Annotated in this window: 19 protein-coding genes, 1 tRNA gene and 1 pseudogene; 14 read left to right on the top strand and 7 right to left on the bottom strand. The window is 67.9% G+C overall.

What is annotated here, in order from left to right:
• Window positions 1-243 precede the first annotated feature (243 nt).
• The gene (locus A9X00_RS24405; RefSeq protein ID WP_082975482.1) at window positions 244-1,026 is read left to right on the top strand and encodes a cutinase family protein; all 783 of its coding nucleotides are present in this window, start codon (window positions 244-246) and stop codon (window positions 1,024-1,026) included.
• A gap of 38 nt (window positions 1,027-1,064) precedes the next feature.
• Here A9X00_RS24405 and A9X00_RS24400 read toward each other — a convergent pair whose 3' ends face one another.
• Window positions 1,065-1,406 (bottom strand): hemophore-related protein, encoded by a 342-nt coding sequence (locus A9X00_RS24400; RefSeq protein ID WP_067159344.1) that lies wholly within the window; start codon window positions 1,404-1,406, stop codon window positions 1,065-1,067.
• A gap of 426 nt (window positions 1,407-1,832) precedes the next feature.
• Here A9X00_RS24400 and A9X00_RS32600 point away from each other — a divergent pair.
• Window positions 1,833-3,150: pseudogene (locus A9X00_RS32600) on the top strand (PE family protein); the annotation flags it as partial.
• 158 nt (window positions 3,151-3,308) lie between these two features.
• Here A9X00_RS32600 and A9X00_RS24385 read toward each other — a convergent pair.
• Window positions 3,309-3,385, bottom strand: a tRNA-Arg gene (locus A9X00_RS24385).
• 184 nt (window positions 3,386-3,569) lie between these two features.
• Here A9X00_RS24385 and A9X00_RS24380 point away from each other — a divergent pair.
• From A9X00_RS24380 to A9X00_RS24355, 6 genes are all read left to right on the top strand, one after another.
• Complete coding sequence (locus A9X00_RS24380; protein ID WP_067159335.1) at window positions 3,570-4,817, top strand: alpha/beta hydrolase; 1,248 nt, start codon at window positions 3,570-3,572, stop codon at window positions 4,815-4,817.
• Window positions 4,818-4,926: 109 nt separating this feature from the next.
• Window positions 4,927-6,396 (top strand): wax ester/triacylglycerol synthase family O-acyltransferase, encoded by a 1,470-nt coding sequence (locus tag A9X00_RS24375; RefSeq protein ID WP_067159333.1) that lies wholly within the window; start codon window positions 4,927-4,929, stop codon window positions 6,394-6,396.
• 56 nt (window positions 6,397-6,452) lie between these two features.
• Complete coding sequence (locus tag A9X00_RS24370) at window positions 6,453-8,153, top strand: HAD-IB family hydrolase/lysophospholipid acyltransferase family protein (protein ID WP_156772273.1); 1,701 nt, start codon at window positions 6,453-6,455, stop codon at window positions 8,151-8,153.
• Window positions 8,150-10,504 (top strand): glycerol-3-phosphate 1-O-acyltransferase, encoded by a 2,355-nt coding sequence (locus A9X00_RS24365; RefSeq protein ID WP_067159328.1) that lies wholly within the window; start codon window positions 8,150-8,152, stop codon window positions 10,502-10,504. Before A9X00_RS24370 ends, A9X00_RS24365 begins: the two co-directional genes overlap by 4 nt.
• A gap of 27 nt (window positions 10,505-10,531) precedes the next feature.
• On the top strand, window positions 10,532-12,565 hold the full coding sequence (locus A9X00_RS24360; protein WP_067159325.1) for a cytochrome c oxidase assembly protein: 2,034 nt from the start codon (window positions 10,532-10,534) through the stop codon (window positions 12,563-12,565).
• Between the two features lie 103 nt (window positions 12,566-12,668).
• Window positions 12,669-13,451 (top strand): PhzF family phenazine biosynthesis protein, encoded by a 783-nt coding sequence (locus A9X00_RS24355; protein ID WP_067159322.1) that lies wholly within the window; start codon window positions 12,669-12,671, stop codon window positions 13,449-13,451.
• Between the two features lie 117 nt (window positions 13,452-13,568).
• Here the strand turns inward: A9X00_RS24355 and A9X00_RS24350 are convergent, their stop codons facing one another.
• Window positions 13,569-14,825, bottom strand: coding sequence for a type II toxin-antitoxin system HipA family toxin (locus A9X00_RS24350; protein ID WP_067159318.1), 1,257 nt, complete (start codon window positions 14,823-14,825; stop codon window positions 13,569-13,571).
• A complete protein-coding gene (locus A9X00_RS24345; RefSeq protein WP_067159314.1) occupies window positions 14,815-15,066 on the bottom strand; it encodes a helix-turn-helix transcriptional regulator in 252 nt (83 codons plus the stop codon). The genes A9X00_RS24350 and A9X00_RS24345 overlap by 11 nt, the downstream gene beginning before the upstream one ends.
• A 331-nt stretch (window positions 15,067-15,397) precedes the next feature.
• On the opposite strand from A9X00_RS24345, the gene A9X00_RS24340 reads away from it, so the two are divergent.
• From A9X00_RS24340 to A9X00_RS24320, 5 genes are all read left to right on the top strand, one after another.
• Window positions 15,398-15,880 carry a single-stranded DNA-binding protein gene (locus A9X00_RS24340; protein ID WP_067159312.1) on the top strand — a complete coding sequence of 161 codons (483 nt, stop codon included), beginning with the start codon at window positions 15,398-15,400 and terminating at the stop codon, window positions 15,878-15,880.
• Window positions 15,881-15,960: 80 nt separating this feature from the next.
• Window positions 15,961-17,637, top strand: coding sequence for an energy-dependent translational throttle protein EttA (gene ettA / locus A9X00_RS24335; protein WP_067159311.1), 1,677 nt, complete (start codon window positions 15,961-15,963; stop codon window positions 17,635-17,637).
• Window positions 17,638-17,711: 74 nt separating this feature from the next.
• Entirely contained in the window at window positions 17,712-22,580 is a 4,869-nt protein-coding gene (locus A9X00_RS24330) for an NAD-glutamate dehydrogenase (protein WP_067159308.1), read from the top strand.
• Window positions 22,577-22,993, top strand: coding sequence for a thioesterase family protein (locus A9X00_RS24325; RefSeq protein ID WP_067159305.1), 417 nt, complete (start codon window positions 22,577-22,579; stop codon window positions 22,991-22,993). Before A9X00_RS24330 ends, A9X00_RS24325 begins: the two co-directional genes overlap by 4 nt.
• Complete coding sequence (locus A9X00_RS24320; RefSeq protein ID WP_067159407.1) at window positions 22,990-23,664, top strand: hypothetical protein; 675 nt, start codon at window positions 22,990-22,992, stop codon at window positions 23,662-23,664. The genes A9X00_RS24325 and A9X00_RS24320 overlap by 4 nt, the downstream gene beginning before the upstream one ends.
• A gap of 17 nt (window positions 23,665-23,681) precedes the next feature.
• Here A9X00_RS24320 and A9X00_RS24315 read toward each other — a convergent pair whose 3' ends face one another.
• The 3 genes from A9X00_RS24315 to A9X00_RS24305 all read right to left on the bottom strand — a co-directional run bounded on the left by A9X00_RS24315 (window position 23,682) and on the right by A9X00_RS24305 (window position 26,050).
• Window positions 23,682-23,978, bottom strand: coding sequence for a hypothetical protein (locus tag A9X00_RS24315; protein ID WP_067159302.1), 297 nt, complete (start codon window positions 23,976-23,978; stop codon window positions 23,682-23,684).
• Between the two features lie 89 nt (window positions 23,979-24,067).
• Window positions 24,068-25,636, bottom strand: coding sequence for a glycoside hydrolase family 13 protein (locus tag A9X00_RS24310; protein WP_067159299.1), 1,569 nt, complete (start codon window positions 25,634-25,636; stop codon window positions 24,068-24,070).
• A 24-nt stretch (window positions 25,637-25,660) separates the two neighbouring features.
• The gene (locus tag A9X00_RS24305; RefSeq protein ID WP_067159296.1) at window positions 25,661-26,050 is read right to left on the bottom strand and encodes a globin; all 390 of its coding nucleotides are present in this window, start codon (window positions 26,048-26,050) and stop codon (window positions 25,661-25,663) included.
• A gap of 142 nt (window positions 26,051-26,192) precedes the next feature.
• Between A9X00_RS24305 and A9X00_RS24300 the strand changes: the two genes are divergently transcribed.
• A complete protein-coding gene (locus A9X00_RS24300; protein ID WP_067159293.1) occupies window positions 26,193-26,858 on the top strand; it encodes an HNH endonuclease in 666 nt (221 codons plus the stop codon).
• Window positions 26,859-26,872 lie beyond the last annotated feature (14 nt).

The raw sequence follows: 26,872 nt of genomic DNA, 5'->3' as shown, positions 1-26,872 counted from the left end.
AAGGGCCACGCTTAACCATTAACGCCAAGGAGACTGCTCATGCCAGCTGTTGATGATTCGCCGGGGCGCCACCTCGGCGCAAGCCCGACACGACCATGGGCCAGCCGAGGTCATACATGTCAGCGGAGCCGGCCCGTCGGGGCGGTAATTTGCTGACAACGGGGGTATTTCTTTCCCTGTTTGGTATGGCAGCATTTAACGAAGACCACGGGTCGGGGGATGCCGCGACACTGTGGGGTGCAAATGAAAATCAGGAAATCAATACAGGCTGAGTGGGCGCGTCGCCTGTTGATCCGCGTCAGCGCCCGCCAGATCGTTCGCTTCGTTGGGGCTGGCGTTGTCGCGACCTGCGGGGCACTGCTGGGGCCGCCCGTCCTGTCCGCGTCCGCCCAACCGTGCCCCGACATTGAGGTTGTGTTCGCCCGCGGTACCTACGAGCCACCGGGCGTTGGCGCGGTGGGACAGGCATTTGTCGACTCACTGCGCGGGCAAGCCGGCAACCGGTCGATCGGGGTCTACGGGGTCGACTACGCCGCGAGCGGCGATTTTCCTCCCGCCGGCGATTTGCAAGCGGCCTTACCTTTCCTCAGCACCGTCATGAACGGGATTTACAACGCGAGGGACCATGTTGTGTCCACTGCGGCGAACTGTCCGAACACCAGGATGGTGATCGGCGGCTACTCCCAAGGCGCGGTCATCGCGGGTTTCCTCACTTCGGCTTCCGTACCGAGGGAAGTACCGGCCGAGTACATGCCGTATGTTCCCAAGCCGATGGCGCCGCAGATTGCTGACCACGTCGCCGCGGTCGCACTGTTCGGAAAGCCTTCGGACCAGTTCCTGGGCAGCTACGGCGCGCCGCCTATCAGGATCGGCCCGCTATACGCGCCCAAGACCATCGAGTTGTGCGTTCCCGGTGACGACATCTGCTCTGGTGTCCCCAACCCGCAGCCGGGACTCGCACACCTCATGTACAGCACGAACGGGATGACCAACGACGCCGCGGCGTTCGCCGTGAGTCATCTCTAACGGCGCTGCTTGGGACTTGGAGTGCTCGTATCCTGCCGCTAGCCGGCTGGATAGTTTTTGCAGGTGTTGGCCATCGTCACGAGGTACCCGGCGTACTGGTTGACCGCGGGCGCCTGCTGCTGGATCAACTGCCGGCGCTGCGCAGCCCCTCCGTCGAGAAACGCATGGAGCCAGGTCTGCCTCTCCGGGGACGCGGCATACTCCGCGCCGCCATCGGGCGAAGCCGCGTTCAGCGCCGCCACCGCCTGCGAATAAGTGCAGGTCGTGTTGATAAGGGGAGTCAGATCCGGGTCTGCGGACGCGACCCCGGCCCCCGCGGTCCATGCCAACGCCGAAGCGCAAACCACGACAACCAGTCCTGCCGGCGAGTGTTTGGCCATTTCGTGCGCCTTCCTACCGATGCACCATTAACCCGCTGCCCGACCACGAGCCGTCTTTCTTCGCGACGCTAGCAGCCTGGTAATTGGGCTAAAAGGCTCCATGAAAGATCTGACGGTTGTGTTAGGCCATCGACTCCGAACTCCGGCGACCCGCGTGTTGCGTGGCCGCACGCCGAGCAGCGCGCTTGTTGACACCTTGCTGGACGAGTGAGCCGCGGCCATGGTCGCTGAGAGTGGCAGTTCAAAACCTGCCGAGCGCCGGGTGCCACCAGGCACAGAGGTTTACATGAGTTTGCTTAGAACCCGGGATGGACGCGAGATGTTTGGCGCGGATCGGGGTAGCGTGCGACGCTGCCGATTCCTTGCTGGGGGATCGGGGCCCCAGTTCGGGATGACGCGTCGGTCATTTCGCTCTGGGAGGTGCCAATGTCGTTTGTGATCGTGGGGCCGGAGGCTGTGGCCGCGGCGGCTTCGGATTTGACGAACCTTGGTTCGACGCTCGGCGCGGCCAACGCGGCGGCGGCTCAGACGACGGGGCTGCGGGCCGCGGGCGCCGATGAGGTGTCGGGTGCCGTCGCGGCGCTGTTCTCCGCCCAAGGCAAGGAATTCCAAGCGCTCAGCGCGCAGGCGGCGGCGTTTCATCAGCAGTTCGTGCAGGCCTTGGCCGCGGGTGCGGGCTCCTACGCCAGTGCTGAGGCCGCCGCCGCCACACCGTTGCAGGATCTGCTCAATCTGATCAACGCGCCATTCCTGACGCTGACCGGGCGCCCCCTAATTGGCAATGGCGCGAACGGTGCCCCGCTTAGTGGGGCCAACGGCGGGGCCGGTGGTTGGTTGCTCGGTGACGGTGGAGCCGGCGGATCGGGGGCCGCCGGTCAGAAGGGTGGCAGCGGTGGGGCCGCCGGGCTGTTTGGCACCGGCGGCGCCGGTGGCACCGGCGGGATCGGTACCGGTGTGGCTGGCGGGGCTGGCGGGGCCGGCGGGTTGCTGGCCGGCAACGGCGGCCCCGGCGGAACTGGCGGGTACAGCGGTGGGACCGGTGGGTCCGGCGGCCCGAGCGGGCTGTTCGGCACTGGCGGGCTCGGCGGCACCGGCGGCTTCGGCAACGGCATGAATGGCGGGACCGGCGGAGCCGGCGGAGCCGCCGGTCTGTTCGGCCGCGGCGGGGCCGGTGGGGCCGGCGGAAGCGCGACAGTGGCCGGCGGAACCGGTGGGGCCGGCGGCGCCGGCGGGCTGCTGTCGGCACTGGCGGGACCGGTGGCACTGGCGGCACCGGCGGGTTGTTCGGCGACGGCGGCGCCGGCGGCACCGGCGGACCAGCGCCACCGGCACGGGCGCCACCGGCGGCACCGGCGGGGCCGGCATCGGCCAGGGCGGCGACGGCGGCACCGGCGGCACCGGCGGCACCGGCGGCACTGGCGGTACCGGCGGGACTGGCGGCACCGGCGGCGCCCCCGGCGCGGCGGGCGGTGGAGGCGGCCAGGCTGGCTTGGGCGGCGACGGCGGCACCGGTGGCGATGGCGGCACCGGTGGCACCGGCGGCACCGGGGGCACCGGCGGTAGTCACGGCGGAGGCGGCGCCGACGGCAACGACGGCACCGGCGGTTCCGGCGGTTCCGGCGGCGGCGGCGGCGCCGGCGGCGCCGGCGGGGGAGGTGGCAGCAGCGGCGGCGCCGGGGGAAGCCCCGGGGTGAGCGGCGGTGCTGGTAGTACCGGCGCCTCCGGCAGTTCGGGCGGGAGCGGCACGTAACCGTCGGCAAACCATGGCGAAGTGTCGCTGGCCGGCAACGACGATGCGCGTCGACGCACCTCGATCTCGCACAACGCGGTCGGCACGAATTCAGCCGTGATCGCGCTGACTGAAAGCGGCTCAGGTCAGCGCGTCGAGAAGTTACACAAAAATGGTGCCCCCGGCACGACTCGAACGTGCGACCTAGGGATTAGAAGGCCCTTGCTCTATCCACCTGAGCTACGGAGGCAATGCGCAGGCCAGTCTATCGAACGCGACACGCCGAAAGACTCGCTGAACGCGACGCGCCCGAAAAGTCTTCCGCCGCCGCACTTATCGGTTATCGTGTGGTCCTCGACACACGCACAACACCGGTTGATAATCAGCCGTTAACCGCAACGAAGCGTGTGCATAGCCGTCGAGGGGTGCGTTGCATGAGCGTGACCTTGAACTTGACTTCGCGCTGCTCGCAGGCCGGTGCGCAGGCACTGCGGCTGGCTGCTGACGCGAGGGATACGTACCGCGCCGGTGCGCTGTTGCTGCGCGGCTCACCATTTGCGGTCGGCTGGGTCGCCGGCTGGCTCTCCACCGAATTTCCCCCGCACGTGGTGACCGGGCACGCGCTGTCTCGGGTATCGCGCCCCGCCATCGGGCGCGTCGGCACCTCGTGGGCCGCCCAGAAAGCCGACGAAGCCCTCACCGCCGCGCTCGTCGAGTGCTTCGGGCCGAACTTTCGTGACCTGGTGCGCCACCCGGCCTACGTCCAGTCCGAGGGTGCGCCGCGGGGCGGGCTGTTGCGCAGGCCCGGGCCGCACCGCCGGTACGCCGCGGAAACGTCCGACATCTCCTACGGCCCCGGCGGCAGCGAACACCTGCTGGACATCTGGCGGCGTCACGACCTCGCGCCCGGCCGGCGCGCGCCGGTGCTGATCCAGGTCCCCGGCGGGGCGTGGGCCGTCAACGGCAAACGCCATCAGGCCTACACGCTGATGAGCCACATGGTCGAGCTCGGCTGGATCTGCGTCTCGATCAACTACAGCAAGAGCCCACGCTGCACGTTCCCGACGCACCTCATCGACGTGAAGAGAGCGATCGCGTGGGTCCGCGAGAACATCGCCGACTACGGCGGCGATCCCGACTTCATCGCGATCACCGGCGGGTCGGCGGGCGGTCACCTCGCGTCGCTGGCCGCGCTCACCCCGAACGACCCGACGTTCCAGCCCGGATTCGAGGACGCAGACACCACCGTCCAGGCCGTCGCGCCCTATTACGGCGTCTACGACTTCACCGACTTCGAGAACATGCACGAGATGATGCTGCCGTTCCTCGAGCACTTCGTTCTCAAGTCCCGCTACAGCGAGAACCCCGAGCGCTTCAGGGCCGCGTCGCCGATCGCCTACGCGCACAGCGAGGCCCCGCCGTTCTTCGTGCTGCACGGCGAGAAAGACGAACTGGTTCCCACCGGCCAGGCCCGGGTCTTCTGCGCCGCGCTACGGGACGCCGGGGCCGCCACGGTCGGCTACGCCGAACTCGCCAACGCGCACCACGCGTTCGACATCACCCCGACGGTGCGGTCGCGCTTGGCCGCCGGGGCCGTCGCCGACTTCCTGGGCATCGTCTACGGCGGCCGCGCCGGCTCGCGGGCGGGTTCATTGCCGCTGTCCGCGACTTCGGCCAGCTGAGCCGGGGCCCCTTCGCCGACCGGATCGCGCCTTTCACCAGCGCGGCAAGCCGACTAGCGTGGGTTGGGCAATCTGGTTTGCGGGTCCCAGACAGGAGGCTTGGTCAGCGGTGACAACGTCGGTCGAGGCCGTTCAATTGTCCGACGAGCTCGGACCTGTCGACTATCTGATGCATCGGGGTGAGGCGAACCCGCGCACGCGGTCCGGAATCATGGCGCTCGAACTCCTCGACACCACGCCGGACTGGGACCGGTTCCGGACCCGATTCGAAAACGCCTCCCGGCGGGTGCGCCGGTTGCGGCAGAAGGTCGTCGTACCGACGTTGCCGACGGCGTCACCGCGTTGGGTGGTCGATCCCGACTTCAACCTCGACTTCCATGTGCGACGGGTGCGGGTGTCCGGGTCCGGCACGCTGCGCGAGGTGTTCGACCTGGCCGAGGTGATCCTGCAGTCGCCGATGGACATCTCGCGGCCGCTGTGGACCGCCACCTTGGTGGAGGGCCTGGCCGACGGCCGGGCCGCGACGCTGCTGCACGTCAGCCACGCGGTCACCGACGGTGTCGGCGGCGTCGAGATGTTCGCCGAAATCTATGACCTCGAGCGCGAGCCGCCGGCCAGGCCGACGCCGCCGCAACCCGTTCCGCAGGACCTGACGCCGAATGACCTGATGCGCCAAGGCATCAACCGCCTGCCCCTGGCCATCGTCAACGGCGTCGTGGGCGCCGTGTCCGGGGCGGTGTCGGCGGCCGGCAAGGCGGTGTTGGACCCGGTTTCCACGGTCGGCGGGGTGGTCGGCTACGCCGTGTCGGGCATGCGGGTGATGAACCGGGCTGCCGAGCCGTCGCCGCTGCTGCGCCGGCGCAGCCTCGCCACCCGCACCGAAGCGATCGACATCCCGCTTTCTGACCTGCACCGGGCCGCGAAAGCTGGTGGGGGATCGATCAACGACGCCTACCTTGCGGGCCTGTCGGGCGCGCTGCGCCGCTACCACGTGGCCCTCGGCGTGCCGATCAGCACGCTGCCGATGGCGGTGCCGGTGAACCTGCGGGCCGATGCGGATACGGCCGGTGGCAACCGGTGGACCGGGGTCAACCTGGCGGCGCCGTTGGGCACCGCCGATCCGGTCGCGCGGATGAAGAAGATCCGCGCCCAGATGACGCAGCGCCGCGACGAGCCCGCGATGAACATCATCGGCTCCATCGCCCCGGTGCTGAGCGTGCTGCCGACGGCCGTGCTCGAGGGGCTCACCGGCTCGGTGATCGGTTCCGACGTGCAGGCCAGCAACGTCCCGGTTTATCCCGGCGACACGTACATCGCCGGCGCAAAGGTCTTGCGGCAGTACGGTGTTGGCCCGCTGCCCGGGGTCGCGATGATGGTCGTCCTGATCTCCCGGGGTGGGTGGTGCACGATCACCGTGCGCTACGACCGGGCCTCGGTGCGAAACGAGCCGCTGTTCGCCCAGTGCCTGCTGGAGGGTTTCGACGAGATCCTGGCGCTGGCGGGTGATCCGGCGCCCCGCGCGGTGCCCGCCTCCTTCACCGAACCGGCCGTTGCCGCGCGATCGGTCGCGGGCTCGTGAGCGCCTCGCAAGAGCACGCCAAAAACGGTGGCGCGCAAAAGAAACCGGCGGGCGACATGCGGCTGCCGGGCTCGGTCGCCGAGATCATGGCCAGCCCGCCCGGGCCGAAGATCGGCGCCTTTTTCGACCTGGACGGAACGCTGGTCGCCGGCTTCACCGCCGTCATCCTGACCCAGGAGCGACTGCTGCGCCGCGACATGGGGGTTGGCGAGCTGCTCAGCATGGTTCAGGCCGGCCTGAGCCACACCCTGGGACGCATCGAGTTCGAAGACCTCATCGGCAAGGCCGCCGCGGCGTTGGCCGGTCGACTGCTGGACGACCTGGAGGAGATCGGCGAGCGGCTCTTCGCGCAACGGATCGAGTCGCGGATCTACCCCGAGATGCGCGAGCTGGTGCGCGCGCACGTGGCCCGCGGCCACACCGTGGTGCTGAGCTCGTCGGCGCTGACCATTCAGGTCAATCCGGTGGCGCGCTTCCTGGGGATCTCCAACATGCTCACCAACAAGTTCGAGACCACCGAAGACGGGATACTCACCGGCGGTGTGCAGAAGCCGATCCTGTGGGGACCGGGCAAAGCCGCTGCCGTGCAACGGTTTGCCGCCGAGCACGGCATCGATCTCAAGGACAGCTACTTCTACGCCGACGGCGACGAAGACGTCGCCCTGATGTATTTGGTCGGCAACCCACGGCCGACCAACCCCGAGGGGAAGATGGCCGCGGTGGCCAAGCGCCGCGGCTGGCCGATCCTGAGGTTCGAGAGCCGGGGTCGGCTCGGCCTGCAGCGTCAGTTGCGAACGCTGGCCGGCTTCAGTTCTATGTTCCCGGTCGCCGCCGGCGCCGTCGGCATCGGAATGCTGACCCGCAGCCGGCGGCGCGGCGTGAACTTCTTCACCTCCACCTTCTCCCAGTTGTCGCTGGCGATCGCCGGGGTGCACCTCAATGTCATCGGCCAGGAGAACCTGACCGCGCAGCGGCCCGCGGTCTTTATCTTCAACCACCGCAACCAGGTTGACCCCGTCATCGCGGGCGCGCTGGTGCGCGACAACTGGGTCGGCGTCGGCAAGAAGGAACTGCAGAAGGACCCGATCATGGGCACGCTCGGCAAGCTGGTCGACACCGTGTTCATCGACCGGGACGATCCGGTCGCCGCGGTGGAGACGATGCACACGGTCGAAGACCGGGCCCGCAACGGGCTGTCGATCGTGATCGCGCCGGAGGGCACCCGGGTCGACACCACCGAAGTGGGGCCGTTCAAGAAGGGGCCCTTCCGCATCGCGATGGCGGTGGGGATCCCGATCGTCCCGATCGTCATCCGCAACGCCGAGATCGTCGCCGCCCGAAACTCCACCGTCATCAACCCCGGCACGGTCGACGTCGCGGTATTCCCGCCAATCCCCGTGGACGAGTGGACCGTTGAGACGCTGCCCGAGCACATCGCCGCGGTGCGCCAGCTCTATCTGGACACGCTGGCCAACTGGCCAGTAGGCGAACTGCCCGAGGTCGATCTGTACGCCGAGAAGAAGGCGGCGAAGAAAGCCAAGGCGGCGGCGAAGAAGCCGGCCCCCAAGAAGGCTGCCGCGAAGAAGGCGCCCGCCAAGAAGGCCGCCGCGAAAAAGGCCGCGTCCAAGGCAAAGCCGGCGAAGGCGAACCCGAACGAGTCTGAGGTGGCGCTCAAAGACGGTGAGGCGCAACGGTTCAGCGTGCAGGTAACCGTCAGCGGAGAGCCGCCCGGTTCCGCGCCGAAAGGGCGGCAGTGACCAAACCGGCAGCGGATATCAGCGCAGTCCTCGCCGCGCAAGACTCGCTGATATTGGCGCGCATGGCCTCGCCGGTCGAGCGGGAACTGGTCATGGCGTGGGTGGGTCAGCAGCGCGCAGAAAACCCCGAGGCGACGTTCGAGGTGTTGGCGCTGCCGCGACGCAACGCGCCGCCGACGGCGCTGGCCGAGCTGGTCGAGCGCCTCGAGTCCGAATCGGGTGATGACCGTTCGGTCGTTCCCGTGCGCGTGTTCTGGCTTCCGCCCGCCAATCGCGGCCGGGTCGCCAAGATCGCCGGACTGCTTCCGGGACAGGATCCTTACCACCCCAACCCGCGTCAGCAACGGCACATCATCCGCAACGATCCGCAACGCGCGCGGGTGGTGGCCGGCGAGCCGGCCAAGGTCTCCGAACTGCGCCAGCAGTGGCGCGACACCACCGTCGGCGACGACTTCGCATCCTTCGTCACCCGCCGGGCCATCCTGGCGATGGAACGCGCGGAATATCGAATCCTGGGGCCGCAGTACAAATCGCCGCGGCTGGTGAAGCCGGAGATCTTGGCGTCCACGCGTTTTCGTGCCGGCCTGAAGAAGATCCCGGGCGCCACCGTCGAGGAAGCCGGCAAGATGCTCGACGAACTCGCCACCGGGTGGAGCCGGGTGTCGGTCGACCTGGTCGGCGTCCTGGGTCGGGCGCTCAGCCGCGGGTTCGATCCCGAGATCGACTACGACGAGTACCAGGTGGCGGCCATGCGCGCAGCGCTGGAGGCCCACCCGGCGGTGCTGCTGTTTTCGCACCGGTCCTACATCGACGGGGCCGTGGTGCCGGTGGCGATGCAGGAGAACCGGCTGCCGCCGGTGCACGTGTTCGCCGGCATCAACCTGTCGTTCGGGGTGATGGGGCCGCTGCTGCGCCGCTCCGGCACCATCTTCATCCGACGCAACATCGGCGACGACCCGCTCTACAAATACGTCCTGCGCGAGTACGTCGGCTACATTGTCGAGAAGCGGTTCAACCTGAGCTGGTCGATCGAGGGCACTCGCTCGCGCACCGGAAAGATGTTGCCGCCCAAGCTCGGTCTGCTGTCCTATGTCGCGGACGCGTACCTGGACGGCCGCAGCGAAGACATCCTGCTGCAGCCGGTGTCGATCGGCTTCGATCAGCTGCACGAAACCGCGGAGTACGCCGCCTACGCCCGGGGCGGCGAGAAGACGCCGGAGGGCATCGTCTGGCTCTATAACTTCATCAAGGCACAGGGCGAACGTAACTACGGCAAGATCTACGTCCGCTTTCCCGAAGCGGTCTCGATGCGGCAGTACCTCGGCCCTCCGCACGGCGCGTCCGCGCTCGACCCGGCCGCCAAACGGCTTGCGCTGCAGAAGATGTCGTTCGAGGTGGCCTGGCGGATCTTGCGGGCCACGCCGGTGACCGCGACGGGTTTGGTGTGCGCGTTGCTCCTGGCCACCCGCGGCGCGGCGTTGACGCTCGGCCAGCTGCACCACACCCTGCAGGACTCGCTGGACTATCTGGAGCGCAAGCAAACCCCGATGTCCACCAGCGCCTTGCGGTTGCGCCGCCGCGACGGGGTGCTGGCCGCGGTCGACACGTTGTCCCACGGGCACCCCATCACGCGCGTCGACGGCGGCCGGGAGCCGGTGTGGCGCATTGCGCCCGAGCAGCAACACGCCGCGGCGTTCTACCGGAACTCGTTGATCCACGCCTTTTTGGAGACGTCGATCGTCGAACTCGCGCTGGCGCACGCCAGGCGTTCTCAAGGTGACCGGGTTGCGGCGTTCTGGGCGCAGGCGATGCGATTGCGGGACCTGCTGAAGTTCGATTTCTATTTCGCCGACTCGGCGGCGTTCCGGGACCACATCTCCGAAGAGATGGCGTGGAACGACGACGACTGGGAAGCGCACGTCACCGCCGGCGGCGACGAGATCCACGCGATGCTGTTCGCCAAGCGTCCGTTAATGGCGGAAGCCATGTTGCGGGTGTTCTTCGAGGCGTACGAGATCGTCGCCGACGTGTTGCTCGACGCCCCGGCCGATGTCGGGCCCAAGGAGCTGACCGCGTCGGCACTCGGGGTGGGCCGGCAATACGTGGCACAGGCGAGGGTCCGCAGCAGCGAATCGGTATCGACGCTGCTGTTCGCCACCGCGTATCAGGTCGTCGTCGACCAGGATCTGATCGCACCCGCCGCCGACGTCGCCGAAAGGCGGACCGCCTTCCGTCAGGAGTTGCGGGACATCCTTGAGGATTCCGAGTATGTCGGCCGGATCGCGCGCGAGCAGTTCATCGCCCGCGAGGCCCGGGCGCGCCGGGAGCGGCTGGACGGCCAAGCCCGGTAGCCGGCAGGCGCCCAATACCCTGGTTGCATGACCGTTGACCGGCTGGTGGCCACTCGCGGCGCGCGGGTGTGGCCGCCGCTGATCGGGGTCGCGGTGCTGGCGGGCTGCACGGCCGCGGGCATCGGGGCGCTGTCGCTGGCCGGCGCGCTGACCGCAACCGGCTTGCCCGATCCGGGTCCGGCCACCACGCTGGGGCTGCCATTCGTCCGCGCGGCGGGGGAGATCGCCGCGGTGCTGGCCGTCGGATCGTTCCTGTTCGCGGCGTTTCTGGTGCCGCCGCAAAGCAGCGGCGTCCTGGACGCCGGCGGCTACCGCGCGCTTCGCCTCGGGACGGTCGCGTCGGGGGTTTGGGCGGTGTGCGCCGCCCTGCTCGTTCCGCTGACCATTTCCGACGTGTCCGGTCATCGCCTGGCCGACCTTGACCCGGGCACCATCTGGTCGTTGGCGGGGATGATCTACACCGCCTCCGCCTGGCGCTGGACCGCGGTCCTGGCGGCCGTGGTCACGCTGGCGAGTCTGTCGGTGCTGCGCTGGTCGTGGACGCCGGTGCTGCTGGCCGGGTCGTTGGTGACGCTGGTTCCGCTCGGGCTGACCGGGCATTCGTCGGCCGGCGGTTCGCACGACCTGGCCACCAACAGCCTGCTGATCCACCTGGTCGCCGCCAGCGTGTGGGCCGGCGGGCTGCTCGCCCTGCTCGCCCACGGGCTGCGCGGCGGTGACCACCTGGGTCTGGCTGCACGGCGGTTCTCCGCGGTCGCGCTGTGGTGCTGGGTGGCGATGGCGCTCAGTGGAGTGGTCAACGCCCTGGTGCGGGTGCTGCCGTCCGACCTGTTCACGACCGGGTACGGGCGGCTGGTCGTCGCCAAATTCGTCGCGCTGTGTGTGCTGGGCGGACTCGGTTGGCGCCAGCGGCGCTCGGCAGTGGTTGCGCTGCAAGGCGATTCGAGTGGCCCGCGAGCGCACCGAGCGCTGATCAGGCTCGCGCTCATCGAGGCCGCGGTGTTCGGCCTGACGTTCGGTATCGCCGTGGGGCTGGGCCGCACGGCGCCGCCAGCGCCCCCGGCCCGGCTGCCGACCATTCCCGAGGCCGAGATCGGCTACGACTTCGACGGCCCCCCCACCGCGGTGCGCATCCTGCTCGACTGGCGCTTCGACCTCATCTTCGGCACCGCCGCGATCGTCCTCGCCGCGCTGTACGTGGCGGCCGTGGTGCGGTTGCGCCGCCGCGGCGATCACTGGCCGCCGGGGCGGACCGTGTCCTGGGTGCTGGGCTGCATGGCGCTGCTGTTCGTGACCTCATCGGGCGTCGGTCGCTACATGCCGGCGATGTTCAGCATGCACATGGTCGCGCACATGGGGCTGTCGATGCTGGTCCCGATCCTGCTGGTGCTGGGCGCGCCAGTCACCCTGGCGCTTCGCGCGCTGCCCGCCGCCGGCCGCGACGCCCCGCCCGGCCCGCGCGAGTGGCTGCTGGCCGCGCTTCACAGCCACGTGTCGCGGTTCCTCACCAACCCCGTGGTCGCGACGGTGTTGTTCGTCGCCGGGTTTTACGGGCTGTATCTGTCGAACCTTTTCGACACGACGGTGAGCAGTCACGCCGGACACCTGGCGATGAACGTGCACTTTTTGCTCAGCGGCTACCTGTTCTATTGGGTCGTCATCGGGGTGGACCCGACGCCGCGGCCCATCCCGCCGCTGGCCAAGGTCGGCGTCGTGTTCGCCTCGCTTCCGCTGCACGCCTTCTTCGGGGTGGTGCTGATGGGCTGGCGCAAGGTGCTCGGCGCCGACTACTATCGCTCGCTCGGCCTGAGCTGGCACACCGACCTACTCGGCGATCAACGGTTGGGCGGTGGAATCGCCTGGGCCGCAGGCGAAGTGCCGCTGGTTATCGTGATGATCGCGTTGCTCGTGCAGTGGGCCCGCAGCGACAGGCGCACCGCGCGGCGGCGGGACCGGGCGGCCGACCTGGACGACGACGCCGAGCTGGCCGCCTACAACGCGATGCTGGCCGAGCTGGCACGGGGCGAAACGCCGGGGCGCAGTGGAAGTCCGCGAGCCTAACGACGCTGCGAGATCCCCTGCGAATTTTCGCAGTGAGGTTAGGCTCGCGGGCCGGGGCGTGACCTCGTATTCGGGGTGCGATGTCGTCGGTCAAGATTGGTCGATGCGCATTTACTCGGTGGACTGCTTTACTGACCGTCCTTTTGCCGGGGGCCCGGCTGCGGTCTGTGTACTCGACTCAGGTTGGCCTGAGGCTGAGTGGCTCCAACAACTGGCGGCCGAGTTAAACCTGCCCGCCACCGCATTTGTTCGTCATGCTCAGCCCCAGTCGGAGCTGCGGTGGTTCAGCCCGCAAACCGAACTGGCGTTGTGCGGAAGCGGAACCCTCGCTGCTGCGCACATCGTGTGGGAGACGGGCGAGCGGGCCGATACTCTGCGGTTCGCTTCTCGTGGAGGCATCCTCGGCGCGCGCCTGGAACGCGACCGACGAATAACGTTGGACTTCCCTGCCGACAATCCTCGTCCGGTGCCGGTATCGTTAGAACTCGTTGCAGCACTTGGTGTTACGCCCTGCGAATCGGCGCGCGGACGGCTCGATCTGCTCGCCGAATTAGATTCCCCGCAAAGCGTGCGCGGGTTGGCCCCAGACCTGGCGGCGGTGGCCGCCCTCGACGCCCGTGGTCTCATCGTCACCGCGCGCGGCGAGAACGAAAGCGACTTCGTGTCCCGCTTCTTTGCGCCCGCTGCCGGTATCGATGAGGACCCAGTGACTGCGTCCACGCATTGCACTCTCGGGGCCTACTGGTCGAAGAAACTGGCAAAGACTGCCTTGGCCGGCCTGCAAGTATCACCTCGCGGTGGGCGCATCGACCTGCAACTCCGCGACGACCGGGTTGACCTGACCGGTCGCGCGGTCACCATCACCCGTGGCCGGCTGGCGATCTGAGCCAATAAGGCAGCCGGTTCCGAGAACCAAGCCCGCACCGGGAAGTCGAGACGTGTACCGAAATGCGGCGGCTTTACGGGCCGGCGTCGTCCGAGGTGGAGTCGGAATCTCCGAATGTCAAAGCGTTGTCGGCCAGGAGCATCGGGTCCACATTTGGTCGAGGTTTGACTTGACCGACTCGGCTCCCGATGGAAGCGGGACGCGTTCCACCCAGCTGTAGACGGCCGCCATGCATGACCGCACAACCTCACGTGCTCGCCGCATCCCCATGCCCCAGGATGCGGCTTCGGCAGCCAGGTCATCGACATTGATGTTGTCAATCCTCGTCTTACCGTTGATCACATGGCCTGTGCTTCTGAATGCGGGATCCAGGTACATCACCGGCGCGGCATCGTAGATCGGGGCGAGGGAAACGCTTCCATCACGGCTGATCATCACTGAATAATTTTTGGAGTGAGCGTCGGCGTTACCGATCACCACGTTAAACGTCACAGCCTGCAGCAACGCCAACCGAAACTTGTCGGGGTCCAGTGCCCTAGGTGCGGCCACGCGTGCTACGCGGCGTAGCCTCGACCCCAAACGTGCTGCTTCGCTGGTGCTTTCGTACTTGGCCTGAGGATCGAGGCCCAGCGCTTGACAGAAATCCTCCTGATGCAGGCGGTAGCCGTCAGGGCTTCGGTCATAGCGGACAACGACAATGGCCTCGCGCTCGTCGAACCGCGCTAAACGGGACTCCGCAGCGTTTATGCCGGTCCCCCGCGCCACTCGTAGTGCCCAGTCTTCCGTCTGGATGAGATGCTTCACGGCGCCACCCAGCGGCTCGGGCTTGATGATGTGCGTCGAGGCCGCGCCCGCCTCGGGCCAGCCCCATCCGCCGCCGGGGAGAGCTACCAACAGCACTTTGTCCTGGATGCCGGCCAGCGATGCCTGCGGTGTGGCACCCTCAGGCAGGTGGTAGGTCGGCAGGTCCGCGATAAGACTGTCGACCTCCCGCTTGGTCAACCGGCGGACTTGACCGGCGCCGGGCTCTGCTTCCGCGGCGAGGACCTGCACGGCGCCGGCACATTCCGCGCCGACACGTTCTAACAGCGTCATCGTGTCGTTGATTGGTACGCCGGCTTCTGTGGCGATGTGACGGCGCAGGTTGCCCTCCGGCAGAAGACCTTCGATGAACGCCGACACCTGCAACGCGCCGTCCCTGTCTTGGATTGGGCGTGGTGAGATGGGCAGAGCGAGAGAGAGGACTCGACTCCCGTCGCCGAAGGTGTCGAGCGCCTCCTCGGTGAATTCCAATCGTAGGCGGAATCGGCGTGGCTCGGTCAGCCTCGCGATGTGCACGCCGTACAACCAAACGTCAAGCGCCTTACGCGTCATCGATCACCGCCACGCGGGCAAACTTCGGTACCAGCGCGAGTGCCATTCCGCACTCCGACAACGCGCGCAGCGCAATATCGACGCTGACAGATCCCCCCCGCTCAAGGCGGGAGACGGTCATACGAGTGACCCCGATACGGTCAGCGAGCTCACCCTGGTGAAAGCCTCGAGCCTGGCGCGCCCGCCGCAGGCGTTCGCCGAGTTCGACGGTGTCGTACACCAGCGCGACAGGATGATTCATTTTTTGATCATACGGCTCTTCTGCCTAGATGATCAATATTTCAATCACTAGGTGCTGAGGCGCTAGATGATCGATATTTCGAGCATCGCAGATTGCGGCCTCCATGATCGAAATATGTAGCGCGTCCCCCGGCGGCCTAGGGCTTGCCATGGAACACGCCTCGCACCAGCCGACGAACCGATCCACAGTCACGGTTTTCTCCACAGGGGCCGCAGCTGGACGTCGTCGCAACGCGGAATCCGTCTGTGGTGCCCGGCTGAATGGCGATCAGACAGGGCGGTGATGCGCTCACCGCGCCAACAGAGAAATGCAACCGAGAAGGGATCAGCCCATGTTTGAAACACCGCTTACGGTCGTCGGCCACATCGTCAACAACCCCGACCGCCGACAGGTCGGCACCCAGGAGGTCATCAAGTTCCGCGTCGCCAGCAATTCTCGTCGGCGGACGGCTGACGGCGGGTGGGAGCCCGGAAACTCGCTGTTCATCAACGTCAACTGCTGGGGCAAGCTGGTCACCGGCGTGGGCGCCGCGTTGGGCAAGGGCGCGCCGGTCATCGTGGTGGGCCACGTGTACACCAGCGAGTACGAGGACCGCGACGGCAATCGCCGGTCATCGCTGGAGATGCGGGCGACGTCGGTCGGACCGGACGTGTCGCGAGCGATCGTGCGCATCGAGAAGCCGGGCTACACCGGTCCGACGACCGCGGACGCCGCGCCGTCCACGGCAGCACCGGCCGACGTCGCTGGTGAGGACACCGATGCCGATGACAGCGCCGAGTCCGACGACACGGGGCCGCTGCCGCTGACGGCTTAGCTGCGGGATCGGCGCCGCCACGCGATGCCTAGGATGGTCCGCGAGATCTCTCTCAAAGACCAGAAAGGCAAAACCGCGGCATGGCTGAGTTCATCTACACGATGAAGAAGGTCCGCAAGGCGCACGGCGACAAGGTGATCCTGGACGACGTCACGTTGAGCTTCTTCCCGGGCGCCAAGATCGGTGTCGTCGGCCCCAACGGCGCCGGCAAGTCGAGCGTCTTGCGGATCATGGCCGGCCTGGACAAGCCCAACAACGGCGAGGCGTTCCTGGCCACCGGCGCCAGCGTCGGCATCCTGCAGCAGGAGCCGCCGCTGAACGAGGAGAAGACGGTCCGCGGCAACGTCGAAGAGGGCCTGGGCGACATCAAGGTCAAGCTCGACCGCTTCAACGAGGTCGCCGAACTGATGGCCACCGACTACTCCGACGAGCTGATGGAGGAGATGGGCCGGCTGCAGGAGGAGCTGGACCACGCCGACGCGTGGGACCTCGACTCCCAGCTGGAGCAGGCGATGGACGCGCTGCGCTGCCCGCCGCCCGACGAGCCGGTCACCAACCTGTCCGGCGGTGAGCGGCGCCGCGTGGCGCTGTGCAAGCTGCTGCTGTCTAAACCGGACCTGCTGCTGCTCGACGAGCCGACCAACCACCTGGACGCCGAAAGCGTGCAGTGGCTCGAGCAGCACCTGGCCGCGTACGCGGGGGCGATCCTGGCGGTCACGCACGACCGGTACTTCCTGGACAACGTCGCCGAGTGGATCCTCGAGCTCGACCGCGGCCGCGCCTACCCCTACGAGGGCAACTACTCGACCTATCTGGAGAAGAAGGCCGAGCGGATCGCCGTGCAGGGCCGCAAGGACGCCAAGCTGCAGAAGCGGCTGACCGAAGAGCTGGCCTGGGTCCGCTCCGGCGCCAAGGCGCGGCAGGCCAAGAGCAAGGCGCGCCTGCAGCGCTACGAAGAGATGGCCGCCGAGGCGGAGAAGACGCGCAAGCTCGACTTCGAGGAGATCCAGATCCCGGTGGGGCCGCGCCTGGGCAACGTCGTCGTCGAGGTCGAGCACCTCGACAAGGGCTACGACGGGCGCACCCTCATCAAGGACCTGTCGTTCACGCTGCCGCGCAACGGCATCGTCGGCGTCATCGGCCCCAACGGGGTCGGCAAGACCACGCTGTTCAAGACCATCGTCGGCCTCGAGCAGCCGGACAGCGGCACCGTCAAAGTGGGGGAGACCGTCAAGCTCAGCTACGTCGACCAGACCCGCGCCGGCATCGACCCCAAAAAGACGGTGTGGGAAGTGGTTTCCGACGGGCTGGACTACATCGAGGTCGGCCAGAACGAGATCCCGTCGCGGGCCTACGTGTCTGCGTTCGGTTTCAAGGGGCCCGACCAGCAGAAGCCCGCCGGCGTGCTGTCCGGCGGTGAGCGCAACCGGCTGAACCTGGCGCTCACGCTGAAGGAGGGCGGCAACCTCATCCTGCTGGACGAGCCGACCAACGACCTCGACGTTGAGACGCTGAGCTCGCTGGAGAACGCGCTGGAGAAATTCCCCGGCTGCGCGGTGGTGATCAGCCACGACCGCTGGTTCCTCGACCGCACATGCACGCACATCCTGGCCTGGGAGGGCGACGAGGACAACGAGGCCAAGTGGTTCTGGTTCGAGGGCAACTTCGGCGCCTACGAGGAAAACAAGGTGGAACGCCTCGGCGCGGAAGCCGCCAGGCCGCACAGAGTCACCCACCGCAAGCTGACGCGCGACTAATGTCAGGGCTGCCCCGCTGATAACGGGGCGATCGGGCGCAATGTGGCATCCGTCGCGAGTTGGGAGCAACCGGCATGACGATCGATCCCGGTGCTAGGCAAGATCTCAAGCCGTGGACCACGTTCACCACGAGTGACGACATCCCCGACTGGATCGCGAACGCCTACATCGAGAGCTACCGCGGTCCCCGCGGCGACGAACCGGGAGCGGCGGAACCCGGTCCCGTCGACCCCGCGCTCATGGTGACCCCGGCCATGCTGCGCGCGCACTATCGGCTCGCCGAGTGCCGCGCGGAACGCGCGAGCTGTGTCTGTGTGCACCCGGCCGACGATCCCGAGGGATTCGGGCCCGCCCTGCAGGTCGTCACCGACCACGGCAGCATGCTGTTGGACTCCGTCACGGTGCTGCTGCACCGGCTGGGCGTCGCCTACGCGGGCATCATGACCCCGGTGTTCGACGTCCACCGCAACTCGGCGGGCGACCTGCTCAGCGTCGAACCGAAGCCGCCCGGTACGTCCCAATACGACGGCGAGGCGTGGATCTACGTCCCGCTGTCGCCGTCCGTCGACAGCAAGGCCCTCGCCGAGGTCGAACGGCTGCTGCCCAAGGTCCTGGCGGACGTCGAACAGGTCGCGACCGACGCCGCGTCGATGATCACCACCCTGAGTGAGGTGGCCGAGGCCGTCCACACCAACGCCGACGACCGATACTCGGCGCCGGACCGGGAGGACGTCGCGGAGCTGCTGCGCTGGTTGGGCAACGGAAACTTCCTGCTGCTGGGCTATCAACGCGCCCGGGTGCACGACAACGTGGTTTCCGCCGACGGCGCGACCGGCCTGGGGGTCCTGCGCACCCGCACCGGTTCGCGCCCGCGATTGACCGACGAAGACCACTTGCTGGTCCTGGCCCAATCCGTGGTGGGCAGCTACCTGCGTTACGGCGCCTACCCCTACGCGATCGCGGTTCGCGAATACGCGGACGACGGCCAGGGCGGCAGGGCGGTCTTCGAGCACCGCTTCGTCGGGCTCTTCACGGTCGCCGCCATGAACGCGGACGTCCTGGACATCCCGACGGTCTCGAGCCGGGTCCGCGAGGCGCTGGCGATGGCCGACGGCGACCCGATCCACCCGGGCCAACTGCTGCTCGACGTCATCCAGACCGTCCCGCGCTCGGAGCTGTTCACGCTCAGCGCCGAACGGCTCCTGACGATGGCGAAAGCGGTGGTGGACCTGGGATCGCAGCGGCGCGCCTTGCTGTTCCTGCGCGCCGACCGCCTGCAGTATTTCGTCTCGTGCCTGGTGTATGTGCCGCGCGATCGCTACACCACCGCGGTGCGCCTGCAGATCGAGGACATCCTGGTCCACGAATTCGGCGGCACACGACTGGAATTCACCGCGCGTGTCAGCGAATCGCCCTGGGCGCTCATGCATTTCATGGTCCGGCTGCCCGAGAACGCGGCGGCCGTCGATGTCTCGGAAGCCAACCGCGTCCGGATCCAGGGGCTGCTCAGCGAAGCCGCGCGAACCTGGGGCGACCGGCTGGTCGCCGCCGCGGCCGACATCCCCGACGGGCCCGTGTCACACGCCGAAGCCGAGCATTACGCCGCCGCCTTCTCCGAGGTCTACAAACAGGCCGTCACGCCCGGCGACGCCATCGAGCACATCGCGATCATCAAAGAGCTGTCCGATGATTCGGTCAAGCTGGTGTTCTCCGAGCGCGGCGAGGACGCGGCCGCCCAGCTGACCTGGTTCGTGGGCGGCCACACCGCCTCGTTGAGCCAGCTGCTGCCGATGCTGCAGAGCATGGGCGTCGTCGTGCTCGAGGAGCGCCCCTTCACCGTCACCCGGCAGGACGGGTTGGCCGTGTGGATCTACCAGTTCAAGATCCAGCCGCACCCGACGATCCCGCTGGCGACGACGGCGGCCGAACGGGAGTCCACCGCGGAGCGATTCGCCGACGCGGTCACCGCCATCTGGCAGGGACGCGTCGAGATCGACCGGTTCAACGAGCTGGTGATGCGCGCGCGGCTGACCTGGCAGCAGGTCGTGCTGCTGCGCGCCTACGCGAAATACCTTCGGCAGGCCGGCTTTCCGTACAGCCAGTCCCACATCGAATCGGTGCTCAGCGAGCATCCCTCCACCGTGCGGTCCCTGGTCACCCTGTTCGAGGCGCTCTTCGATCCCAGGACTTCTTTTTCCGCGGGGTCGCCGACCAGTCGCGACGCCCAAGCGGCCGCCGCCGCGGTCGCCGCGGACATCGACGCCGTGGTGGGCCTGGACACCGACCGGATCCTGCGCGCGTTCGCGTCGCTGGTGCAGGCCACGCTGCGGACCAACTACTTCGTGACGCGCGAGGGTTCCGCCCGCGCCCGTAATGTGTTGGCGCTCAAGCTGGATGCGCAGCTGATCGACGAACTTCCGCTGCCGCGGCCAAAGTTCGAGATCTTCGTCTACTCGCCGCGCGTGGAGGGCGTGCACCTGCGGTTCGGCCCGGTGGCGCGCGGGGGCCTGCGCTGGTCCGACCGCCGCGACGACTTCCGCACCGAGATCCTGGGGTTGGTCAAGGCGCAGGCGGTGAAGAACGCCGTCATCGTGCCGGTCGGGGCCAAGGGCGGGTTCGTCCTCAAGCGTCCGCCGCTGCCCACCGGCGACGCCGCCGCCGACCGCGACGCCACCCGCGCCGAGGGCGTCGCCTGCTATCAGCTCTTCATCTCCGGCCTGCTCGACGTCACCGACAACGTCGACCACGCAACGAAAAAGGTCAGCCCGCCCCCCGAAGTGATCCGCCGCGACGGCGACGACGCCTACCTGGTGGTGGCCGCGGACAAGGGCACCGCCACGTTCTCTGACATCGCCAACGACGTCGCCAAGTCCTACGGGTTCTGGCTGGGCGACGCGTTCGCGTCCGGCGGGTCGGTGGGCTACGACCACAAGGCCATGGGCATCACCGCCAAGGGCGCCTGGGAGGCCGTCAAACGCCACTTCCGGGAGATGGGCGTCGACACGCAGACCGAGGACTTCACCGTCGTCGGCGTCGGCGACATGAGCGGCGACGTGTTCGGCAACGGGATGCTGCTGAGCCAGCACATCCGGCTGCTCGCCGCCTTCGACCATCGGCACATCTTCTTAGACCCGGACCCCGACGCGGCGGCGTCGTGGCGGGAACGGCGGCGGATGTTCGACCTGCCGCGCTCCAGCTGGGACGACTACGACAAGTCGTTGATCAGCGAGGGCGGCGGGGTCTACGACCGCGACCAGAAGGCCATCCCGATCAGCCCGCAGGTCCGCGAGGCGCTGGGCATCGACGGCTCGGATGCTGGGGCCGACGAGATGTCCCCGCCCAACCTGATCAAGGCGATCCTGCAGGCGCCCGTCGACCTGTTGTTCAACGGCGGCATCGGCACCTACATCAAGGCCGAAGCCGAGTCCGACGCCGACGTCGGCGATCGCGCCAACGATCCGGTGCGGGTCAACGCAAACCAGGTGCGCGCCAAGGTCATTGGTGAGGGCGGCAACCTCGGGGTGACCGCGCTGGGCCGGGTAGAGTTCGACCTGTCGGGCGGGCGGATCAACACCGACGCGATGGACAACTCCGCCGGCGTCGACTGTTCCGACCACGAGGTGAACATCAAGATCCTGATCGACTCGCTGGTCACCGCCGGCAAGGTCAAGCCCGAGGAGCGCAAGGATCTGCTGGAGTCGATGACCGACGAGGTCGCGCGACTGGTGCTCCTGGACAACGAGGACCAGAACGACTTGATCGGCACCAGCCGCGCCAATGCGGCCAGCCTGCTGCCGGTGCACGCAATGCAAATCAAGTACCTCGAGGAACGCGGCGTCAACCGGGAGCTGGAGGCGCTGCCGTCGGAGAAGGAGATCCACCGGCGCATCGACGTCGGCATCGGGCTCACCTCCCCCGAGCTGTGCACGCTGATGGCCCACGTCAAGCTGGCGCTCAAAGAGGAGATGCTGACCACCGAACTGCCCGAGCAGGACGTGTTCGCATCCAGGCTGCCGCAGTACTTCCCGACGCCGCTGCGCGAGCGGTTCACCCCGGAGATCCGCACCCACCAGCTGCGCCGGGAGATCGTCACCACCATGCTGATTAACGACCTGGTCGACGCCGCGGGCATCAGCTACGCGTTCCGGATCACCGAAGACGTCGGCGTCGGGCCGATCGACGCGGTGCGCACCTACGTCGCCACCGACGCCATCTTCGGTGTGAGTCACATCTGGCGGCGGATCCGCGCGGCGAACCTGCCCGTCGCGCTGTCGGACCGGCTGACGCTGGACACCCGACGGCTGATCGACCGCGCCGGACGCTGGCTGCTCAACTACCGCCCGCAGCCGCTGGCCGTCGGCGCCGAGATCAATCGATTCGCCGCCAAAGTGAAAGCGTTGACGCCGCGCATGTCGGAGTGGCTGCGCGGCGACGACAAGGCCATCGTGGAAAAGGAGGCCGCCGAATTCGCCTCGCAGGGCGCACCGAAAGACCTCGCCTACCGGGTGGCCGCCGGCCTGTACCGCTACAGCCTGCTCGACATCATCGACGTCGCGGACATCACCGAGATGGACACCGCCGAAGTCGCGGACACCTATTTCGCCCTGATGGACCGGCTGGGCACCGACAGCCTGCTGACGGCGGTCTCGGAGCTACCCCGCCACGACCGCTGGCAGTCGTTGGCGCGCTTGGCGATTCGCGACGACATCTACGCGTCGTTGCGGTCGCTGTGCTTCGACGTGCTGGCGGTCGGTGAGCCCGACGAAAGCGGCGAAGAGAAGATCGGCGAGTGGGAACACATCAGCGCGTCCCGGGTGGAGCGTGCCCGTCGCACGCTGAGCGAGATCCAGGAAAGCGGGGCAAAGGATCTCGCGACGCTGTCGGTGGCCGCGCGGCAGATCCGCCGGATGACCCGCACCAGTGGCAGGGGATCCTCGAGTTGAGCGTTGGCTTCGTCGCACCGGTGCCCGTGCGCTGGTCGGACATCGACATGTACCAGCACGTCAACCATGCCACCATGGTCACCATCCTCGAAGAGGCGCGGGTGCTGTTCCTCAAGGAACCCTTCGCCGCCGACATCACGACCATCGGGTTGCTGATCGCCGACGTGCGGGTCACCTACAAGAGCCAGCTGCGCCTGGCCGATTCGCCTCTGCAGGTGACGATTTGGACCAAACAGCACCGGACGGTCGACTTCACGCTCGGCTACGAGGTGCGCTCGGTCAACGCCGATCCGGCCTCCAAGCCCGCGGTCATCGCCGAGACGCAACTGGCCGCCGTGCACATCGAGGAGCAGCGGCTGTTCCGGCTCTCACCCCACCATCGGGAGTATCTGCAACGGTGGCTCAGGGAATAAGCGGGGTAGCCGAGCGAGGTGTGTGGTTGCGTGACGCCGCCCACCGCGGGGATCTCGCGACGTTCGTCGATCACGCGATGCGCCTCGATGACGCCGCGGTCATCCGGCTGCGGGCCCGATCCGCCGGGCTGCTGACCGCTTGGGTGGCAACCGGTTTCGACGTGCTGGCCAGTCGGGTGGTGGTCGGCCGGGTGCGACCCGACGACTTGTCGGTCGCGGCGGATGGGCTGGCGCGCGGCCTGTCGGCGATGGACGCCGAGGGCTACGTCGACCCCGGCTACGCGATGGACTCCGCGTGGCGGGGCGCCCTGCCCCCCGAATCCGGCTTTGTCCACCTCGACGACGTACCCGCGCGGGTGATGCTGGATCTGGCGCAGCGCGGCGCGCAGCTCGCCAGGGAGCATGGCAGTTCTCATGGTCCGCCGGTGTCGCTGCTCGACCAGGAGGTCATTCGCGTCAGCTCGGCCTCCCAAGGGTCCGATGTCAGCGTGGGCCTGCCGATGCGCTGCGTATTCGCTTTGACCGCAATGGGTTTCCTGCCGCAGTCACCCGATGCCATCGGCGCCGACGAGATGGTCCGCGTCCGGATCCTGCCGAATTGGCTGCGTGTCGACGCCAAGTTCGGCTCGGTGTACCGGCGCCGCGCGCACGCGGCGCTGGTGCTGGCCTGAACGGCCGATTGGTCGGCCTAGCCGTACGATCCGATGACGGTGACGGGCTTAGGCGTCGGCGGTTCACCATCAATGCCCTTAGCGACCGCTTCCTGAACACCGCGCGCTGCGGCGATGTCCGGTAGCGGATTCTCGACCCCGTCAGCCAGCTCGAGGATCGCACCAAACTCGGTGTCGGCGGGCCCTTGCCAGTAGGTCCATCGAATGCCGTTGGGCTGTCGCTCATTCACCGCCGCGAATGCGTGTTCAACCGCCTTGACGATGTCATCGACGCCCTGAGGCCCCACTTCATATCGCACGATCAACGTGGGCATATCGGACTCCTTCGTCAATCAATGATCATGTTGCCCTTACACGACCTCTGACGTTTCGTGCGTGCAAAAGGTGACCCCTGCGGGCTGCCTCAGACCAGCCAGGCCGCCGCGTCCGGTGGCAGCTTGCCGTCGACCAGCGGCGCGCTGGCCAGGATCACCTCGCCCGGCGGCAAAGCCATCGGCAGCGGGCCGGCGTTCAGCGCGCACACCAGGGCGCCGCCGTGGCGCTCGAAGATCAGCAATTCGTCGTCGGCGGCCAGCCATTCCAGCTCGCCACCCTCGAATTCGCCTCGCTCCCTGCGCAATTGGAGGGCGCGCCGGTAAAAGGACAGCGTCGAGTCGGGGTCGTCGCGCTGCTTCTCCACGGTGAGCGTCGCCCAGGCCGCCGGCATCGGAAGCCAGGTGTCGGCGGACGCGGAGAAGCCGAACGGGGGAGCGTCACCCGACCACGGGATCGGGACCCGGCACTTGTCGCGGCCGCGTTCGGTATGACCGGAGCGCTCCCACGTCGGGTCCTGGAGCACCTCCTCGGGCAGGTCCAGGACGTCGGGCAGGCCCAACTCCTCGCCGTTGTAGATGAACACCGTGCCCGGCAGGGCGAGCATCACCATCGCCATCGCCCGCGCCCTGCGCAGCCCGATTTCGCCGCCTCCGTAGCGGGTGACCTCGCGGTCCACGTCGTGGTTGGACAGCGTCCAGGTCGGAACGGCGTCGTAAATCGCGATGGCCTTCAGCGAGTTCTCGATCGCGTCGCGGATCTGGCCGGCGTCGAAGTCGATCTTGGTCAGTCGGAAGTTGAAGCCGAGATGCAGTTCGTCGGGCCGCAGATACTCGGCCCATAGGTGGTTGTCCATCACCCACACCTCGCCGATGGTGACCGCGTGGGGGTAGGCGTCGACGACCTTGCGGATCCCGCGGTGGATCTCATGCACGCTGGGGTTGTTGAAGCGCGGGTCGTCGTCGGTGTGGCTCAACACCTTGACGCCTTCCTTCGCGTCGGGCAGGCCGGGTGGCTTGGCCATCCCGTGCGCCACGTCGATGCGAAAGCCGTCGACCCCGCGGTCCAGCCAAAACCGCAGCGACTTCGCGAAGTCGTCGAAGACCTCGGGATTCTCCCAGTTCAGGTCGGGCTGCTCGGTGTCGAAGAGGTGCAGGTAGTACTGGCCGGGCTTGCCGTCGGGCTCCACCACCCGGGTCCATGCCGAGCCGCCGAACACCGACGTCCAGTTGTTCGGCGGCAGCGCCCCGTCGGGCCCCTTGCCGTCGCGGAACCAGTAGCGCGCCCGCGCGGCGCTGCCCGGCCCGGCGGCCAGCGCCTCCTGGAACCACGGATGCTGGGAACTGGTGTGGTTGGGCACCACGTCCATGGTGATCTTGATGTTTCGTTCGTGCGCAGCCGCGATCAGCCGGTCGATCGCGGGCATGCCGCCGAACAGCGGGTCGATGTCACGCGGATCGGCGACGTCGTAGCCGTGGTCGGCCATCGGCGAGACGGTGACGGGGCTGAGCCAGATCGCGTCGATGCCCAGCTGCGTCAGGTAATCCAGGCGCGCCGTCAACCCGTCCAGATCGCCGACGCCGTCGCCGTCGCTATCGGCGAACGACCGGGGATAGACCTGGTAGAAGACCGCGTTCGACCACCACGGCTCGGGGCTCATGCTGCTCCGTTCGGTTACTCGGGATCAGAACGATGAATTGACCAGAGAGTGCGCGGCCATTTCCAGGTATTCAAGCAATTCGCGGCGGTGCGCGTCGTCCAAAGTCTGCGAATCGATGGAGGCGACGGCGGTGTGCATGCACCGCAGCCAGGCGTCGCGCTCGATGGGGGTGATCCGGAACGGAGCGTGCCGCATCCGCAGCCGCGGATGCCCGCGCCGGTCGGAGTACGTGCGCGGGCCGCCCCAGTACTGCTCGAGGAACATCCGCAGCCGCTCCTCGGCGCCCGCCAGGTCGTCCGCGGGGTACAGCTGGGAAAGAATCTCGTCCTCCGGGACCTGCGCGTAAAAGCGCGACACGATCGCATTGAAGGTTTCGGCACCGCCGACGGCGTCGTAAAAGCTCACCTGATCCATCCCCTCCATTGTGGTGCATCGCCGGGTTGCCAAGGCCGGACGGGCCCCGGTCACGCCGTCTGTTCATCGGTTCGTCACGGCGCGCACCAGCAATAAGGGTGCGTTTGGCGGCGAATCATGGTGGACTATCCGCGGAGGATCTATGGCGCATGGCAAGAGACGCCGCAGCCACCGCAGTTCCGGTGCCGCGGCAGGGTTAACCGGGCCCCCAACCGGGACACCCCTCCATATCGCGTCACCCCTGCACAGCGTCGATACCCACCCGCCTACCCGCCACGAAACCGCGTCGATCTGGAGTCGGCGGCGGGTGCTCCTGCTCAATTCCACCTACGAGCCGCTGACGGCGCTACCGATGCGGCGGGCCATCGTCATGGTGATCTGTGGCAAGGCCGACGTGGTGCACGACGACCCGGCCGGGCCGGTCATCCACTCGGCGACCAGGTCGATCGTGGTGCCCTCGGTTATCCAGCTGCGTTCCTACGTGCGGGTTCCGTACCGGGCGCGGGTGCCGATGACCCGCGCGGCCCTGATGCACCGCGACCGTTTCTGCTGTGCGTACTGCGGGGCCAAGGCCGACACCGTCGACCATGTGGTGCCCCGCAGCCGCGGCGGCGACCACTCCTGGGAGAACTGCGTGGCCTGCTGTTCGACCTGCAACCATCGCAAGGGCGACAAGCTGCTCACCGAGTTGGGCTGGGCCCTGCGCCGGGCGCCCCTGCCGCCCACGGGGCAGCACTGGCGGCTGCTGTCGACGGTCAAGGAACTGGACCCGGCCTGGGCCCGGTACCTCGGCGAGGGCGCGGCCTGACCCATCCCGTGTCC

Origin of the sequence: Mycobacterium sp. 1245805.9, from assembly GCF_001672915.1 — a bacterium.
Classification (GTDB): Bacteria; Actinomycetota; Actinomycetes; order Mycobacteriales; family Mycobacteriaceae; genus Mycobacterium.
The sequence above is the reverse complement of the archived record's forward strand: the minus strand, read 5'-3'. Positions and strand labels throughout refer to the sequence as shown.